Source organism: uncultured Abiotrophia sp. (genome assembly GCF_938010525.1).
Taxonomy (GTDB): domain Bacteria; phylum Bacillota; class Bacilli; order Lactobacillales; family Aerococcaceae; genus Abiotrophia.
Genome location: NZ_CALLVK010000024.1, coordinates 106,345 through 123,342, shown reverse-complemented (window position 1 = coordinate 123,342; position 16,998 = coordinate 106,345). Strand labels below are relative to the sequence as shown.

Genomic DNA, 16,998 nt, shown 5'->3' with positions numbered 1-16,998 from the left:
GTCATAAGAAAATACCCCATCACCAAGAGGTGATGGGGTATTTATATAAGCTCTCGCTAAGGTTGTCCCGTGTTACCATTTTGACCAGGTTGATTTTGGTTACCTGGTTGGTTACCGTTCTGGCCTGGTTGGTTAGGCTGACCCGGTTGACCCGGCTGGTTAGGTTGGTTGCCCCGGTTGTTAGGTGATTGCGGGTTATTTTCTCCTTGCTCATTCGGATTTGGTTGGCTACTTGAAGAGCTAGACTCGGACTTGAGACTCACAGTGATTACTAGCGTATCGGAACTACTGTTACCATCCACAATTCTCAGTCGTAAGACGTAATCCTGGATTTCATGGGCAGGAATATCAAAGCTTGTACCTGTCCCTTGGTAGACCACTGTCCCGTTGACGGATAACTCAAAGGTGCCGGAACCAGTTAATGGTCCCCAAGTGGCGTGAATGGTACGCGTTTGTTGGTTGTAGTTAGCGTCGAATCCAGTAGGAGCAGCAATATGGCGGCCATAGTTGAGGGATTGTTCCTTAGGTTCCGACCCCTTAATGAATAGCTCGGAGGAAATCATTTCCCGTGGTGTGTATGGTCCAGGGAGTAGCAAGGGTTCCGTATATTTCTCAATATCAGCCTTGACCAAGCTACTTGGCATGGTCCAGTCAGCCTTGCTTTGGTTAGCCATAAGCGAGGTCATGAGTTTGGCATAGATTTTTTGAGGAAGGCGGGTTTGCTCCAGGGTCAGATAATTACCGGCTTCATAGGGGTTATCGTAACCGACCCAGGTAACCATGGCATACTTGGTAGTGAAACCAGCAAACCAACCATCTGGTGCGGCGTAGGTGCTAGCATCCAGACCTAATTGGCTAAGTTGCTCAGCTGTATAGTTGGTTGTCCCGGTCTTACCTGCGTTAGGGATGCCGTCTAGTTTGGCTGCTGCTGCGAATTCGCCTGGTACCCCTTTGAGGATATCGGTCAGCATATAGGCGGTAGAATCTTTCATGGCACGAGAACCCGGTGAATCGAAGTCGCGCACGGTCCCAGCAGAGGTTACGACACGACGTACTGCATAAGGGGCATGGTATTCACCATAGTTGGCAATAGCTGCGTAGGCTGCTGAAAGCTGGATAGGGGAGACTTCCCCACCAATGGCATTGGCCTCAACTAACTCTTTTTTGCCATTATTACTGATGTTAATGTTGAGTTTTTGTAGGAAGGCATAGGCATTGTCCATGCCTACTGCATGCAGCATCTTGAGGGCAGGGATATTGCGCGATCCAGCTAAGGCTTCACGTAGAGTCATCTTGCCCTTATATTCAAAGTCAAAGTTTTGGAGCTCGCCACCATTTTTATAGGTATAAGGCTCATCGACCACGGTGGTCCCAGTCGAGTAGTTGAGGTACTCGAAGGCAGGCCCATAGTCAGCCAGTGGTTTCATGGTTGAGCCGACACTGCGGTTAAGTGTGTTGGCCCGGTTGAGACCAAGGTAGACGTTCTGCTTACGACCGCCAATGACAGCTTGGAGCTGGCCGTTGGTAACATCCACAATGGAAATAGCCGTCTGCATCTTATCATTTGGGAAAAGGGAAGGATCATTGTTAACCAAGTCATAGGCTTGTTTTTGGGCATCCCAGTTGAGGTTAGTATAGACTTCCACACCGTCGGTGAAGATATCCAGATTCATTTTGTCCTTCACTTCCTTGGCTACCACATCCAAGTAGGAATCTAAGACCATATCGGTATTATCCATGGTGTTTTGATCCAAGGGTTTGAGCATGGAGCTGACGGATTGGGCGACTGCCTCGTCGTATTGGGCCTGACTAATCAATTTGCGTCGTAACATGACGCTCAGGACGGTATCGCGACGCTCTTGGGCAGCTTCTGGGAAAGAATAGGGGTCGTAAGAGGACGGGGCTTGTGGAATCCCTGCTAAGAGGGCCGCTTCACCTACTGTTAACTGACTGAGTTCCTTGCCGAAGAAGAGGCGGGCAGCCGTCTTGGCACCGTAGGTATTATTAGAATAGAAGAGCTTGTTGAGATAGAAGGTCAGTATTTGGTCCTTGGTATACTCGCGCTCTAGTTGCATGGCTAGCCAGGCTTCTTGAACCTTACGTTTTAAGGTTTGGTCCTTAAAGTCCGTCGAGAAGACCGAGTTCTTGACTAATTGCTGGGTAATGGTCGAGCCACCTTCGGAAATTCGACCTCTACGGATATTGCGGACAAAGGCACCTGCAATCCGAATGGGGTCAATCCCGTTGTGACTATAGAAACGACCGTCTTCAATTGCAATCACGGCATTTTTTAGGTTTTCAGGAATTTCATTGGCCTGCATCAGGTCACGGCTCTGATTACCTAACTCCTTGATTAGGTTGCCTTTTTGGTCATAGATTTTACTTGGCATCTGACCGACCAAATCTGCTTCCGTGATTTGTGGGGCAGAAGAGGAGTAGTAGATAAAGATGGCGGCACCTGAGGCAACCGCTAGAATAAAGAGGCTGAAGAAGGCAATCAGGCAGAATTTAAGGATACGGCGCCAACGGGGTTTCTTACCAGCTTTTTTACCTTTCTTCTTTTGTCGGCCTTGATTCTCAGAGGAATCAAGAGGCGTAGATTCTTGTTGGGAGGCTTGATATTTCTTGCGTTCGAGACGACTTCCAGTTACCAAGTCAATCCCTCCTTTCTTGTCAAACTAGTGAGCTTGGAGCCAGAGATCCACAGCTGCTAAATAATCAATCATAGGAAAGACCCCTTGTTGGCAGAGGTAGCCATGGCTTTCCAGGTAAGTGAGTGGCAAGCTCTTACGCTTCTGACTTTCCAACCACTGATTGAGAGCTGGGAAGGGAAGTAGATAGACCTTGTCATGCACTTTGAAACTAATGATGAGAAAGACGATACCGCCTTGTTGGTGGCATTGTCGCATGTGTTCAATCTGATGGTCTGGTAAGTTAGCCAGTGGGAAACTAGTTTTATTAGTCGTTTCCTTAGCTTCAAAATCCAGATAGCGACCTAAATAGAGGCCGTTGTAGTCTGTTGTCGAGGCTTGGCGATAGTAGGCCTCGGTAATCCGGGCAGCGCTACGACGCGGAAAATCCACTTTGACGACTTGAATCGGCGTCGGTTTCTTGTGGATTACCGCCAGATTGTGGCTGAGGTAGTATTGGTTGGATTGATTAATACGATCTTCCAAGGACATGCCCCGGCTACCATACTGGGTAGGCTTTTTAGCTGCCTTGAGATCTTGCATGGCCCTAGCTTGAACTGGATCTAGGCTTGGCCCTGCTGGCTTATTAATGGCGCTTCGCCGGGCTGAACCAGCTGGATATTTAACCATTCCACTCACTCCTTCACCTTATTATACTAGAAGCAAGCCCCTCCCGCCTAGTATTTCGCTATAAGTGCCCTGAAATTACACAAAAAGTTCATAAATAGGCACTATTTTTAAGTAAGTCAGTTTTCCCAATCAAAATAAATGATAATCTAGCAATTAGGACGTATAATAAGGATGTAATTATTCGCAGGAGGGGTTTTATGTCCATATCTTATTATTTAACAGTCTTTGGGGCGGGAATTCTGTCCTTCTTATCGCCATGTGTTTTGCCATTGTTTCCTTTGTATATGGGAACCTTTATGGGGGAAACTGGGGACAAGAAGGTAAAAATTGGTAACTATAGTTTTTATCTCTTGCCAGTTTTGAAGGTTCTGGCTTTCATGTCAGGCATTTCACTGATTTTCTTCATGTTAGGTTTTGGGGCCAGTCTCTTAGGACAGATCGTTTATGGGCACTATACCCGCCTTGTACTAGGGACTATTATCGTGCTGATGGGGATTTATCAGCTGGAATTAGTGGAGATTCCATGGCTTAGTCGCCAAAAGACCGTCCAGATGGAGGCTAAGAATGCTGGGGAATTAACGCGAAGCTTTCTCTTGGGACTGAGCTTTAGCTTTGGTTGGACGCCTTGTGTCGGGCCAGTCTTGAGTTCTGTCTTGGCCTTAGTGACCACCACAGGGGCCAGTGCTTGGTATGGTGGTAGCTTGCTCTTCGTCTATGCTTTGGGTCTGTCAGTGCCATTTTTACTCTTGGCTATTCTATCTTCATCCTTAGTCAAATGGCTGAATGTAGCCAAAAAGCACATGATGCTGATCAAACGGGTCGGGGCTGTCCTGATTATTCTGGTCGGCATTCTAGTAATGTTCAACAAAATCTAGGAAAAAGAGGAAAAAAATATGTCACATTTTACGCGTAAATTTTGGCAAGTCTTAGGATTAGTTAGTTTAAGTTCGGGCTGTTTAGCGGCCTGCCAACCTCAACAGGAGGCAAACAATGCCAAGCAAGCATCTAGCACCGCCCAAACAACCGCTTCTTCTCAAAAGCAAGAAGCAGGGCAAAGCTTAAGCGGGACCTTTCAAGATATTCATGGCAAGACTTATAAGCTAGAGGATTTACAAGGCAAAAAAGTTTACATCAAATTCTGGGCATCCTGGTGTTCCATCTGCTTGGCAGGACTCAAGGATGTCGACGCCTTAGCTGATGAAAGCAATCAAGGAAATGATGTGGTCGTCTTATCCATGGTGGCACCTGAAATTCGAAATGAAAAGCCCCTGGCTGATTTTACCAAGTGGTTTTCCGGCTTAGATTATACGCATCTACCGGTTTTAGTGGATCAGTCGGGTGACTTTATGAAGCAATTAGGTGTTGTTGCTTACCCAACTTCGGCCTTTATCAATTCCAAGGGGGAACTAGTTAAGGTACAACTAGGTCATATGGATCGGCAAAGTGTCTTAGACCAATTGGCTAGCATGGACTAAGGAAGATTCTTAAAATCTGAAAGAAGGAAACTATAATGGATAAACGTTATTTATTAACCGGCTTAATTGCGGTTCTAGGGGTAATTACGCTTGTCTGGTGGCGGACCTCTCATTCTGGCCTGACCACCCAAAATATCGAAAGCCGGGTAGAAGCCGCCCTTGCGGCAAATGCGACTAGTTCTTCTAGTACTTCAAGCAAGGAAGAAGTTAAAGCCGAGAACCTCAGAACCCTCTATCTAGCGGGTGGCTGCTTCTGGGGCCTAGAAGCTTATTTTGAGCAAATTGACGGGGTGCTAGATGTGGAATCTGGCTATGCCAATGGGACGTCAGATATCACCAACTATACCTTAATCGGTCAGACTGACCACGCCGAAACGGTTAAAATCACCTATGATGCCAGTAAACTAGATGTGCGTCAACTCTTGCTCTATTACTTCCGGGTTGTAGATCCGCTCTCTCTTAATAAGCAAGGCAATGATGAGGGCCGACAATATCGGACGGGTATTTATTATGAAAGCCAAGAGGATAAGGCCGTTGCCCAAGCAGTAATGAAGGAAAAGGCGGATGAACTGGGCCAAGAACTCAAGGTTGAATTGGAGCCTCTTAAGAACTATGTTAAGGCTGAGGAAGAACATCAAGACTATTTGACCAAACATCCTAACGGATACTGCCACATCGATCTCAAGAAGGCACAGGATCCCTTGATTGATGCCAACCTCTATCCCAAACCAAGTGATCAAGAACTGAAGGAAAAATTGAGCCCTGCCCAATACGCTGTGACCCAGGAAAATAACACCGAGCAGGCCTTCTCCAACCAATATTGGGATAATAAGGAGCCAGGTATCTATGTGGATGTCGCTACTGGGGAGCCACTCTTCTCCTCTAAGGATAAGTATGACTCGGGGTGTGGCTGGCCTAGCTTTACCAAGCCAATCTCAGCGGATGTAGCCCGCTATAAGGAAGACACCAGCTTTAACATGAGACGGATTGAAGTCCGGTCACGTTCTGGTAACTCTCATTTGGGACATGTCTTTGATGATGGGCCTAAGGACAAGGGTGGCCTCCGCTATTGTATTAACTCAGCTTCCATCACCTTCATTCCTAAGGATCAGATGGAAAGTAAGGGCTATGGCTACTTACTTCCTTACGTGGAATAGCTAGAGAAAATAGGTGGCCTCACTTACTTGAGTCAAATCTGAGGAAAAGTCAGTAAAAATAGGGTAAATCTGTTTACAAATTGGATGCTTTCAGTTAAAATTGTGGAGTGTGTAAATAAACAAGAAGCTATGGAGGAAAGTTACATGGTAGCGAAATTCGAAAAACAAGCAACAAATACAGGGGTATTAACCTTTGAAATTCCAGTAGAAGATGTGAAGAAAGCTTTAGACACAGCATTCAAGAAGGTACAAAAACGTTTGTCAGTACCTGGCTTCCGTAAGGGGAAAGTGCCACGTCAAATCTTCAACAATGTGTACGGGGAAGCAGCGCTTTACGAAGATGCTTTAAACGCTCTCTTACCAGTTCATTTATCTAAAGCCATCCAAGAGGCTGAATTAGACGTAGTGACTGAACCAAAGATTGATATCGAAAAACTCGAAGCAGGTCAACCTTGGGTATTGAAAGCTGAAGTTGTCTTAAAACCAGAAGTTAAATTAGGCGACTACAAGGGCTTAGAGGTAGAAGCTCAAGACCGTCAAGTATCTGATCAAGATGTCAAAGACGAATTAGAATCTCGTCGTTTAGGTTTGGCTGAGCTCGTTGTTAAAGAAGGCGCAGCTGAATTAGGCGATACGGTTGTCATCGACTTCGAAGGTTTCTTGGGTGACCAAGCATTTGAAGGCGGTAAGGGTGAAAACCACTCATTAGAACTTGGTTCTAACAGCTTCATCCCAGGTTTTGAAGATCAATTAGTAGGGACTAAAGCAGGTGACCAAGTGGAAGTGAAAGTAACCTTCCCAGAAGCTTACCATGCAGAAAACCTCAAAGGTCAAGACGCTGTCTTCAAAGTAACAGTTCACGAAGTAAAAGCTAAAGAATTACCTGAATTAGATGACGAATTCGCTAAAGACGTGGATTCAGAAGTTGAAAGCTTAGCTGAATTAGAAAACAAAATCCGCGTTCAATTAGAAGAGTCTAAAAAAGCTGCTGCTAAGGAAGTTGTAGAAGACTTAGCTTTACGTCAAGCGGTTAAGAACGCTGAAATCGTTGAATTACCAGAAGTAATGGTAGAAGACGAAATCAACCGTCAAGTATCTCACTTCACCAACAACTTGAAACGTCAAGGCATTAATGAAGACTTATACTTCCAAATTACAGGGACTAACGCTGAAGGCTTACGTGCTCAATTCGCTGAAGAAGCAGAATTACGTACTAAGACTAACTTAGTATTAGAAGCAATTGTCAAGGCTGAAGACATTCAAGTAACGGATGCTGAAATCGACGCTGAAGTTGCTGACTTGGCATCTCAATACAACATGTCTGCTGACCAAGTCAAACAATTTGTGTCAACTGATATGTTAACTGCTGACATCCGTATGAAGAAGGCAATGAGCTTAATTGTTGATTCTGCGGTAGAAAAATAATAAAATAAACCTATTAGAATAACTATAAATGAGGGTTGCGAGAGTCTTATGTTCAACGATGACTATCTGCATCCCTCATTATGTACGTTAGAGGAAGGATCGATTACCATGACCAGTAACCATACCGGGAATCATGGCGGCTACTATTGCTCGTTCTGTGGCAAGTCCCAAGATGAAGTCAATAAGATTATAGCGGGGCCAGATGTCTATATTTGTGATGAATGTGTGGGCTTATGCGAGGAAATCATTCGTCAAGATATGGTCAGTGATTCTGAAGGTTTTAGTGGCGTGAGCGTCCTCAAACCTGCTGAAATCATGGCCCATCTTAATCAATATGTCATCGGCCAGACTGAAGCCAAGAAATCCTTGGCAGTTGCCGTCTACAACCACTACAAACGTATTAACGCTAGCATTGCAACACATGAAGCGGATATTGAATTGCAAAAGAGCAATATCTGTCTGATTGGGCCAACGGGTTCCGGGAAGACTTTTCTGGCTCAGTCCTTGGCCAAATTACTGAACGTGCCTTTTGCGATTGCTGATGCAACTAGCCTAACTGAAGCCGGCTATGTGGGGGAAGATGTGGAAAACATCCTACTCAAGTTGGTTCAAGCAGCAGACTATGATATTGAAAAAGCTCAACACGGCATTATCTATGTCGATGAAATCGACAAGATTGCCCGCAAGAGTGAGAATGTCTCCATTACCCGCGATGTCAGTGGGGAAGGGGTCCAACAAGCCTTGCTCAAGATTTTGGAAGGGACAATTGCCAACATCCCACCTAAGGGTGGCCGTAAACATCCTAACCAAGAGTTCATCCAACTGGATACCTCGCAAATTCTCTTTATTGTAGGGGGCGCCTTTGATGGCATTGAGACCATCGTCAAGGAACGCTTAGGTAGCAAGGTCATTGGTTTTGGTAGCAGCAATGGCAAGTTGGATCAATCCAAGTCGCTTATGCAACAAGTCACGTCAGAAGACCTCTTGAAGTTTGGTTTGATTCCAGAGTTTATTGGGCGTTTGCCTGTTATGGCCATGTTAGAGAAGTTAACCCAGGATGACTTGGTTCGTATCTTAACAGAACCTAAGAATGCCTTGGTTAAACAATATCAACGCCTCTTCCAAATTGATGGTGTAGAGCTAGAATTCAAGGAAAAGGCCCTGATTGCCATTGCCAAGCAGGCCATTGAACGCAATACTGGCGCACGTGGCCTCCGTTCTATCTTGGAGTCCGTTATGTTGGATATTATGTTCATCGTGCCAAGTGACGAAAATATCAGCCGTATTGTGATTACGGAAGATACCGTTTTAGGCAGCCATCAACCATTTTATTACAACAAGCACAACAAACGTATGAAACCACAAAAGGAGACTGCTTCATGAAGGTAAGTCAGGCAGAATTAGTCATTAGTGCTGTCAGTCCAAAGCAATATCCACAAGATGCCTTGCCTGAAGTAGCCCTAGCGGGTCGCTCTAATGTGGGCAAGTCTTCTTTCATTAATAAAATGATTGGTCGAAAGGGTTTGGCGCGTACATCCAGCCAACCTGGTAAGACCCAAACCCTTAATTTCTATGACATTAATCAGACTTTCCGATTTGTCGATGTGCCTGGCTATGGCTATGCTCGGGTCTCCAAAACAGCGCGAGCAGAGTGGGGCAAGATGATTGAACATTATCTCCTTAATCGGGACAATGTTCGCGTGCTCTTTCTCTTGATGGATTTCCGCCATGAGCCAACCGAGTTAGATAAGGCCATGAAGGATTTTGCTGATGAAGCAGAGATTCCTTATGCCATCATCTTGACCAAGGTGGATAAGATTAAGAAGAGCCAATGGAATAAGCATTTATCCATGTATAAGAAGGCTCTAGATTTGCCGACGGTCGATGCGCTCTTCCCATTCTCAGCCGAAACGGGTTATGGCGCGCAAGATATCTGGGACGTCATTGAAGCCCAAATTCAAGACTAGGGAGGCTTGCTATGAAGAAATTTCTCTCAGGCTATACGAAGAAGGAGTGGGCTTGGATTCTCCAAGACTGGGCTAACTCCGTCTATTCTTTGATGATTACAGCCGCTATTTTTCCTATTTTCTATAAGGCGGTCACGGATAGTGTGAGCATGGCACCGGCCACTTCCACAGCCTATCTGGGTTACGCCAACTCCCTGTCCACCATTGTGGTGGCCGTCATGTCGCCTTTCTTGGGGACCAGTGCTGACTACAAAGGCGTACGGGGACCGCTCTTTACCTTCGGGACCCTGCTTGGGGTCGGGAGTGTATTGGCCATGATTTTTGCTGGGCCAAATGCCTGGCTCTATCTCTTGGTGGTTTATACCTTATCTGCTATTGGCTTCTCCTTATCCAATGTCTTTTACGACTCTTCCATTATGGATGTGACCACTGAACAACGTTTGGATATGGTCAGTTCAGCAGGTTATGCCTATGGTTATATTGGCAGTGTCTTTGCCTTTCTGATTTTCTTTGCTTTGCAAGTGTCTGGTTGGCTGTCATCGCGTGATCTAGTCAATGTTGGCTTCTTAATTACGGCCATTTGGTGGTTTGTTTTTACGGTGCCATATTGGCGTCATGTTAAGCAAGTCTCCTACATTGAACACCACGATGGTTTGGTTAAGTCCACCTTGCGCTCACTTAAGGAAACAGTGGGAGAGCTCAAACACTATCCAACCATTTTATGGTTCTTAGTGGGTTACTTCCTCTATATTGACGGGGTAGGGACCATTATCAAAATGGCGACCTCTGTGGGTAGCGATTTGGGCTTGCCTGCTAACCAATTAATTATTATTCTCCTAGTGGTTCAGGTTGTGGCCTTTCCGTCATCACTGGCCTATGGAGCCTTAGCTAAACGTTTTGGCAGCCGCACTTTACTCTTCGTCGGCATTGGGACCTATGTGGTCATCTGTGTCTTTGCACTAGGCTTGTCTGGTTTCCGGGATTTCTTGATTTTGGCTATCTTAGTAGGGACTGCCCAAGGTGGCATTCAGGCGCTGAGTCGTTCTTACTTTGGCCAGTTGATTCCTAAGCAAAAGACTAACCAATTCTTTGGTTTCTATAATATCTTTGGTAAATTTTCTTCCGTACTAGGGACCACCATCTTGGCCTTGGTCGCGCAGATGACAGGTGACTCGCTCAAGGGGCTCTTCGCCATCATTATTCAATTCTTATTGGGTGCTTACTGTCTCTATCGGGCTAAGCCCCGCAACAACTCTGTTTAAAGTAGTTCAGTAAGGGAGGGCGTCAGATGGCTGGTATTCCTAATGAAATTATCGAATCGGTAAAAAAAGAAGCCGATATCGTGGCCATTATCAACCAATATGTCGCCCTGACCAAGCGCGGTAATAACTATACTTGCTCTTGTCCCTTCCACGAAGACAACAATCCATCCTTCTCGGTTAGCCCGGACAAGCAGATTTATAAGTGTTTTTCCTGTGGTAGAGGGGGCAATGTCTTTGGCTTTCTGCAGGAAATGGAAGGAATTAGTTTTCCAGAAGCAGTTAAGAAGGTAGCTGAACTTTCCAATATTGCCCTCGATAGTCGCTATTTTGAGACGGGACAGGCTGTCAGTCAGCCCCATCAACGTTTGCTTGATTTACATGAAAAAGCCCGTGACTTCTATCACTTCTACCTAACTCAAACGGTAGCAGGGGAGGCAGCCTATGCTTACTTAAAGCAACGTGAGCTTAAGGAAGAAACACTGGCAGACTTTCATTTGGGACTAGCGCCTGATAATCCTCAGTTGCTGATTCAGTACCTGACGGAAGCGGGTTTTAACCATGAAGAAATGCTGCAATCAGGGATTTTCTATGAAGCTAGCCAAGGTTTGATGGATCGTTTCCATGGTCGGATTATCTTTCCCTTGGAGGACCGCCAAGGTAGGACGGTCGCCTTTTCCGGGCGTATCTACCAAGCCAATCCTGGCGATGACCCAAAAGTTGCCAAATACGTCAACTCTCCCGAGACCGATATTTTCCATAAATCATCCTTGATTTATCATTTTGCTCAAGCTCGGCCACATATTCGCCGTCTCAACCAGGTTCTAATCTGCGAAGGTTATCTGGATGTGATTGCCCTGAGCCAGGCCGGCTTCCCGCAGGCTGTGGCGACCATGGGGACTAGCTTGACCAGTCAGCACCTTGGTCAGTTAGGCAAGGTGACTCAGGAAATTATTTTTGTCTTTGATGGCGATGCTGCAGGTCAAAAGGCAACTGCTCGGGCTTTTGAATTAAGCCTAACTTTACCGCGTCATACCATTAAGGCTGTTTCCATTCCTGGTAAGATGGACCCTGACGAGTGGATTAAGTCCCGTGGGGCTGATAGCTTCAAGTCGCTGATTAACCAGGCTATTCCGCGTTATGAATTCCTCAAGCATTATCTTCAACAGGAATACCAGTTAGCAGACCTTGAACAGCGAGCGCTCTATATCAATCGACTTCTAGACTTAGTTGCCCAGTTACCTTCGCCAATCGAGCGAACCATGCGCTTGCAGGCTTTAGCCGAGGAATTTGGTTTAGACTTGGCCATGTTGGAAGAGCAACTGGCTCAAGTTTCCTATCGCCATCGCAAGGAAGAGGCTAAGGAGAGCGATAGACCTAAGCAAGATTCACCTGACAAGTGGGATAAGGCCCAATCTTCGGGATTCTCGGATCAGGCACTTCCTTCTAATCCAGTCCAAGCTAAGCCAGGGGCATTAGATGACCAAATCAAGTCGCTTAAGGCCTATCATTGCGAGCGTTACATCCTGTCTAATCTAATTTTTAATGAGCCAGCTTGGCAGTTTATTGAAGGGTTAGAGCAGCCTCTGCTCTTTGTCCATCCAAGCGCTCAAGCTATTTATTATCAGCTGGAACACTTCTATTATGAAAAAGGAGGCCGACTGCCTCTGACCGGTATCTTAGATGTGGAAGCCAGCCCTGATGAGCAACAATACTTGGCCAATCTGATTTGGGATTATGCCCAAACCGATTATTCGGAGCAGGCCATGCAAGATTGCGTCAAAACCATTGATGCTGCCTTTACTGAGATTCAGCTTAAGGAGCTACAAAACAAACTAAAACAAGCCCAAATACGTGGGGATAAGACCAAGATGAATGAATACTTGGTTGAAATACTGCGCTTAAGCCGGCAATTAAAGAAAAACTAGGAGGTTCTTATATGGCTGAAGAAAAAGATCTAAAGTTAACTCCAAATCAAGACATGACCTCACCCTATCTAGAGGCGGTCCAAGCCCTTATTCTGGCTAAAAAGTCAGAAGGACAAGTCCACTATGACGAATTAACGGAAAAAATTGCGAGCCCTTATGGACTAGATGCTGACGGGATTGATACCTTAATTCAAATCGTCGAAGATAATGGGGTTTCTGTTGTCGGTGATGATGGAGGACCAACCAAGCAACAAATGGTCCGTGAAGAAGAACAATTGCAGGCTGATTTAGCGGCTGAATCTAAAACTGCGACTTCCAAGCTCAAGGTTAGTGACCCTGTCCGTATGTACCTTAAGGAGATTGGGAATGTCCCTCTCTTAAGTGCCGAGGAAGAAATCAACCTGGCCGTTCGTATCCAAGGCGGTGACGACATCGCTAAGCAAGAACTGGCTGAAGCCAACCTACGTTTAGTGGTTTCCATTGCCAAACGTTATGTTGGCCGAGGCATGCAGTTCCTAGATTTAATTCAGGAAGGCAACATGGGCTTGATGAAGGCCGTTGAAAAGTTCGACCACACCAAGGGCTTTAAGTTCTCTACTTATGCTACCTGGTGGATTCGTCAGGCTATTACTCGTGCTATCGCAGACCAAGCCCGTACTATCCGGATTCCAGTTCATATGGTAGAGACCATTAACAAGCTGGTTCGGGTCCAAAGACAGCTACTGCAAGATTTAGGTCGCGAACCAACACCTGAAGAAATCGGGGCGGAAATGGACCTGCCAACTGAAAAAGTGCGTGAAATCCTCAAGATTGCCCAAGAGCCTGTTTCCTTAGAAACACCAATCGGGGAAGAGGACGACTCTCATTTAGGCGACTTCATCGAAGATGAAGGGGCAATGAGCCCAGAAGTCTTCACTTCTTCGGCTTTATTGCGGGAGCAATTGGAAGATGTCTTGGATACCTTGACCGACCGCGAAGAGAATGTCTTACGTCTGCGCTTTGGTTTAGACGATGGTAACATTCGGACCCTAGAACAAGTAGGGAAAGTCTTCGGTGTGACTCGTGAGCGGATCCGTCAGATTGAGGCCAAAGCCTTGCGCAAACTCCGCCATCCAAGTCGCTCCAAACAATTGAAAGACTTCTTAGAATAAGCAAGATAACTCAGCCTGATAGGCGTCCTGTTTGATCAAAAAAACAGGACGCCTATTGGTCATTAAAAGCGCGACTTTGCTTGACTTAAAGGCCGTCATGCCCTATAATAAAAGGGATTAAAAGCGCAATTATAAGAAGATAGCCTAGCGACTCTGGGACGGTGGAAGCCAGAGCAAATCGATGGTAGTTTTTAAGTCACTCATAGGCATAAATGAAGCGCTAGTTCAATGTAACTAGAAATAGGGTGGAACCGCGAAGTTATCTTCGTCCCTATGGTGATCAGTGGATTACCATAGGGACTTTTTATTTGTCGCCAGGGGTTTGCCGTCCCCGCTATAAAGGAGGAAGCATCATGAAGAAGAAAACCATGCAAGATATTATCATGACCTTACAGCAATTCTGGGCTAAGCAAGGCTGTCTGGTTTTACAAAGCTATGATACGGAGAAAGGGGCAGGGACTATGAGCCCTTACACCTTCTTACGTGCCATTGGCCCAGAACCCTGGAATGCCTGCTACGTCGAACCTTCCAGACGTCCAGCAGATGGTCGTTACGGGGAGAACCCTAACCGCCTCTTCCAACACCACCAACTGCAAGTCGTCATGAAGCCATCGCCCCTGAATGTGCAAGAGCTCTATCTAGAGAGTTTAGAAGCCATCGGGATTGATCCTTTGGAACATGATATTCGTTTCGTTGAAGATAACTGGGAGAATCCTTCCCTAGGCTGTGCCGGCTTAGGTTGGGAAGTGTGGATTGATGGGATGGAAATTACCCAATTTACCTACTTCCAACAAGTAGGGGGGCTTAAGTGCCATCCAGTGACGAGCGAGATTACTTATGGTCTAGAGCGTTTGGCTATGTATATCCTAGACGTTGAAGATGTCTATGAACTGGAGTGGGTGGAAGGCGTCAAGTATGGCGATATCTTCCGTCAACCTGAACGTGAGCACTCCGTTTATGCCTTCGAACAAAGCAATAGCGACTTGCTCTTCACCTTGTTTACCGAGTTTGAACAAGAAGCACTTAAATTGATTGACTTAGGTCTGGTTCATCCAGCCTATGACTACATCCTCAAGTGTAGCCATACCTTCAACTTACTCGATGCGCGGGGCATGATTTCCGTGTCAGACCGTGCCGGCTACTTAGGTCGCATTCGTAAGATGGCGCGTTCTGTTGCCCAAGCCTTTGTGGCTGAACGTGAAGCCCTTGGCTTCCCACTTCTTAAAAAATCAGAAAGCGAGGCCTAGACCATGGCAGAATTTTTACTTGAAATTGGCATGGAAGAAATTCCTGCACGCTTCCTCTTAGATTTATCACAACAATTAGAAAAACGGGTGGCTGATTTCTTAGCAGAAGAGCGCTTAGCTTACGAGAGCCTCAGCGCCTATGCTACGCCACGTCGTTTGGCGGTCCTAGTCCATGGCTTGGCTGAGCGTAGCCAAGATGTGTCCACTAAGGCAAAAGGCCCATCCCTTAAAATTGCCAAAGACGCGGAAGGTAATTGGACCAAGGCGGCTCTTGGCTTCATCAAAGGCCAAGGTGCTAGCCAAGAAGATGTGATTGTAGAAAGCATCAAAGGCGAAGACTATATCTTCGTTAACAAGCATATACCTGGTCAGACTGCTGACCAAGTCTTGTCAGGACTTAATCGTGTCTTGGAGGCCATGACCTTCCCAGTTACTATGACTTGGCATGACTATGAGACCCCATTCATTCGTCCTGTTCACTGGATTGTGGCCCTCCTAGACCAAGAATTGGTGCCTTTAGAGTTTGTTGGCGTAAAATCAGACCGTATCTCTCGTGGCCATCGTTTCTTAGGCCATGATGTGACCTTGGCAAAGGCCACAGACTATGTAGAGGCTTTGCGTGAGCAACATGTCCTAGTAGACTTTGAAGAACGTCGGGCTAATATCCGTCAACAATTGGCTGATTTAGCTTCTGCTCAAGGCTGGCAAGTACCAGTCGATGAAGATTTGCTAGAAGAAGTGACTGCCATTGTCGAATGGCCAACCGTCTTCTATGGCGACTTTGAAGAAAAATACTTATCAGTGCCACACTGTGTCTTGATTACGGCTATGCGTGATCACCAACGTTACTTCTATGCCTTGGATGCTAAAGGTGAGCTCTTGCCTGTCTTCATTTCAGTACGTAACGGGAATGATCAGCACCTAGCCAACGTCGTCAAAGGTAACCAAAAAGTCTTGCGGGCTCGCTTGGAAGATGCCTTATTCTTCTATCAAGAAGACCTCAAACATGACTTGAACTTCTTTGTCGATAAACTGGCTAACGTTAATGAACACTTTAAGTTAGGAACTTTGGCTGACAAGCAAACTCGCGTCGGCGCCTTAATTAGCCAATTACAAGGTGACCTAAACTTAGATCAAGCGTCTTATGAGGCAGCCTTACGGGCTAGCCAAATCTACAAGTTTGACCTCATGACCCAAGTGGTCGGTGAGTTCGACGAACTCCAAGGACAAATCGGTGAAATCTACGCCCGCCATTACGGTGAAGAGGCCTTGGTTGCCCAAGCTATCGGGACCCAATACCTGCCAACTACTAGCGGTGGCGCATTGCCAAACCAAGATGCTGGTGCACTCTTGGCCCTGGCTGATAAGCTTGACACCTTGTTCCAATACTTCAAGGTTGGCTTAATCCCAACAGGTTCTAACGACCCTTACGCCCTTCGTCGTACGGCCATGGGGATTGTGGAAATCCTCTTAGATCGTGGTTGGGAATTGGACTTGTTACCAGTCTTTAAGCAGTTAGTGGAAGCTCATGAGGGCGACCAAGAGCTTTTGAAGCAGCTTACAGACTTTGTCTGGGCGCGGGTCGCTGTGCATTTACGTAACCAATCAGTCGATATGGACCAAATCCAAGGGATTGGGGCGGCTAAGCACTTAGAAGTTGGCAAGGCCGACTATGTGGCGCATTTCCTCAAGACCCACAAGGATAAGAACCCAACGGCCTACAAACGCTTCTTAGAAGCCATTACCCGGGTGGTCAATCTGGGAGCTAAAGTTCAAGAAGAGGCTGAGCTTAACTTAGACCTAGCCCAAACTGATTCTGAGGCTAAGCTTCTTGAAGCCGCTGCTAAAATTGACCAATACAAGATTTCAGTTGATGCCCTCTATATGTATCTGGATAACCTAGTACCGGTGATTGAAGCCTACTTCGATGACAACAAGGTTAATGCCGACGATGAAACCATTCGAGCTAACCGTTTGGCTACGCTCAAGGTGCTGACAGAGGCTGTCTTGGAACTCTTTGATTCACGCTTATTGATTAATAAATTTTAAGACTCAGCTAGATGAGTTAG

General features: G+C 46.1%; 13 protein-coding genes. 11 read left to right on the top strand and 2 right to left on the bottom strand.

The window, feature by feature from the left end:
• Positions 1-56: 56 nt before the first annotated feature.
• A complete protein-coding gene (locus tag Q0339_RS08490) occupies positions 57-2,654 on the bottom strand; it encodes a PBP1A family penicillin-binding protein (RefSeq protein ID WP_298078395.1) in 2,598 nt (865 codons plus the stop codon).
• A 24-nt stretch (positions 2,655-2,678) separates the two neighbouring features.
• Positions 2,679-3,320, bottom strand: coding sequence for a Holliday junction resolvase RecU (gene recU, locus Q0339_RS08485; protein WP_298078394.1), 642 nt, complete (start codon positions 3,318-3,320; stop codon positions 2,679-2,681).
• Between the two features lie 197 nt (positions 3,321-3,517).
• Between recU and Q0339_RS08480 the strand changes: the two genes are divergently transcribed.
• From Q0339_RS08480 to glyS, 11 genes are all read left to right on the top strand, one after another.
• Positions 3,518-4,195, top strand: a complete 678-nt coding sequence (locus Q0339_RS08480) for a cytochrome c biogenesis protein CcdA (protein WP_298078393.1) — start codon at positions 3,518-3,520, stop codon at positions 4,193-4,195.
• Between the two features lie 18 nt (positions 4,196-4,213).
• Positions 4,214-4,795 carry a redoxin family protein gene (locus tag Q0339_RS08475; RefSeq protein WP_298078392.1) on the top strand — a complete coding sequence of 194 codons (582 nt, stop codon included), beginning with the start codon at positions 4,214-4,216 and terminating at the stop codon, positions 4,793-4,795.
• Positions 4,796-4,830: 35 nt separating this feature from the next.
• A complete protein-coding gene (msrB, locus tag Q0339_RS08470; RefSeq protein ID WP_298078391.1) occupies positions 4,831-5,952 on the top strand; it encodes a peptide-methionine (R)-S-oxide reductase MsrB in 1,122 nt (373 codons plus the stop codon).
• A 144-nt stretch (positions 5,953-6,096) separates the two neighbouring features.
• Entirely contained in the window at positions 6,097-7,377 is a 1,281-nt protein-coding gene (tig, locus tag Q0339_RS08465; RefSeq protein WP_298078390.1) for a trigger factor, read from the top strand.
• Positions 7,378-7,485: 108 nt separating this feature from the next.
• Positions 7,486-8,760, top strand: a complete 1,275-nt coding sequence (gene clpX / locus Q0339_RS08460; protein WP_298078389.1) for an ATP-dependent Clp protease ATP-binding subunit ClpX — start codon at positions 7,486-7,488, stop codon at positions 8,758-8,760.
• Complete coding sequence (yihA, locus tag Q0339_RS08455) at positions 8,757-9,344, top strand: ribosome biogenesis GTP-binding protein YihA/YsxC (RefSeq protein WP_298078388.1); 588 nt, start codon at positions 8,757-8,759, stop codon at positions 9,342-9,344. The genes clpX and yihA overlap by 4 nt, the downstream gene beginning before the upstream one ends.
• 11 nt (positions 9,345-9,355) lie before the next feature.
• Positions 9,356-10,606: an MFS transporter gene (locus Q0339_RS08450; protein ID WP_298078387.1), complete on the top strand. Its 1,251-nt coding sequence runs from the start codon at positions 9,356-9,358 to the stop codon at positions 10,604-10,606.
• Positions 10,607-10,632: 26 nt separating this feature from the next.
• Entirely contained in the window at positions 10,633-12,531 is a 1,899-nt protein-coding gene (gene dnaG / locus Q0339_RS08445) for a DNA primase (RefSeq protein WP_298078386.1), read from the top strand.
• Positions 12,532-12,584: 53 nt separating this feature from the next.
• Complete coding sequence (gene rpoD, locus Q0339_RS08440) at positions 12,585-13,682, top strand: RNA polymerase sigma factor RpoD (protein ID WP_298078410.1); 1,098 nt, start codon at positions 12,585-12,587, stop codon at positions 13,680-13,682.
• 353 nt (positions 13,683-14,035) lie between these two features.
• Positions 14,036-14,929: a glycine--tRNA ligase subunit alpha gene (gene glyQ, locus Q0339_RS08435; RefSeq protein WP_070755037.1), complete on the top strand. Its 894-nt coding sequence runs from the start codon at positions 14,036-14,038 to the stop codon at positions 14,927-14,929.
• Positions 14,930-14,932: 3 nt separating this feature from the next.
• Positions 14,933-16,978, top strand: a complete 2,046-nt coding sequence (gene glyS / locus Q0339_RS08430) for a glycine--tRNA ligase subunit beta (RefSeq protein ID WP_298078384.1) — start codon at positions 14,933-14,935, stop codon at positions 16,976-16,978.
• Positions 16,979-16,998 lie beyond the last annotated feature (20 nt).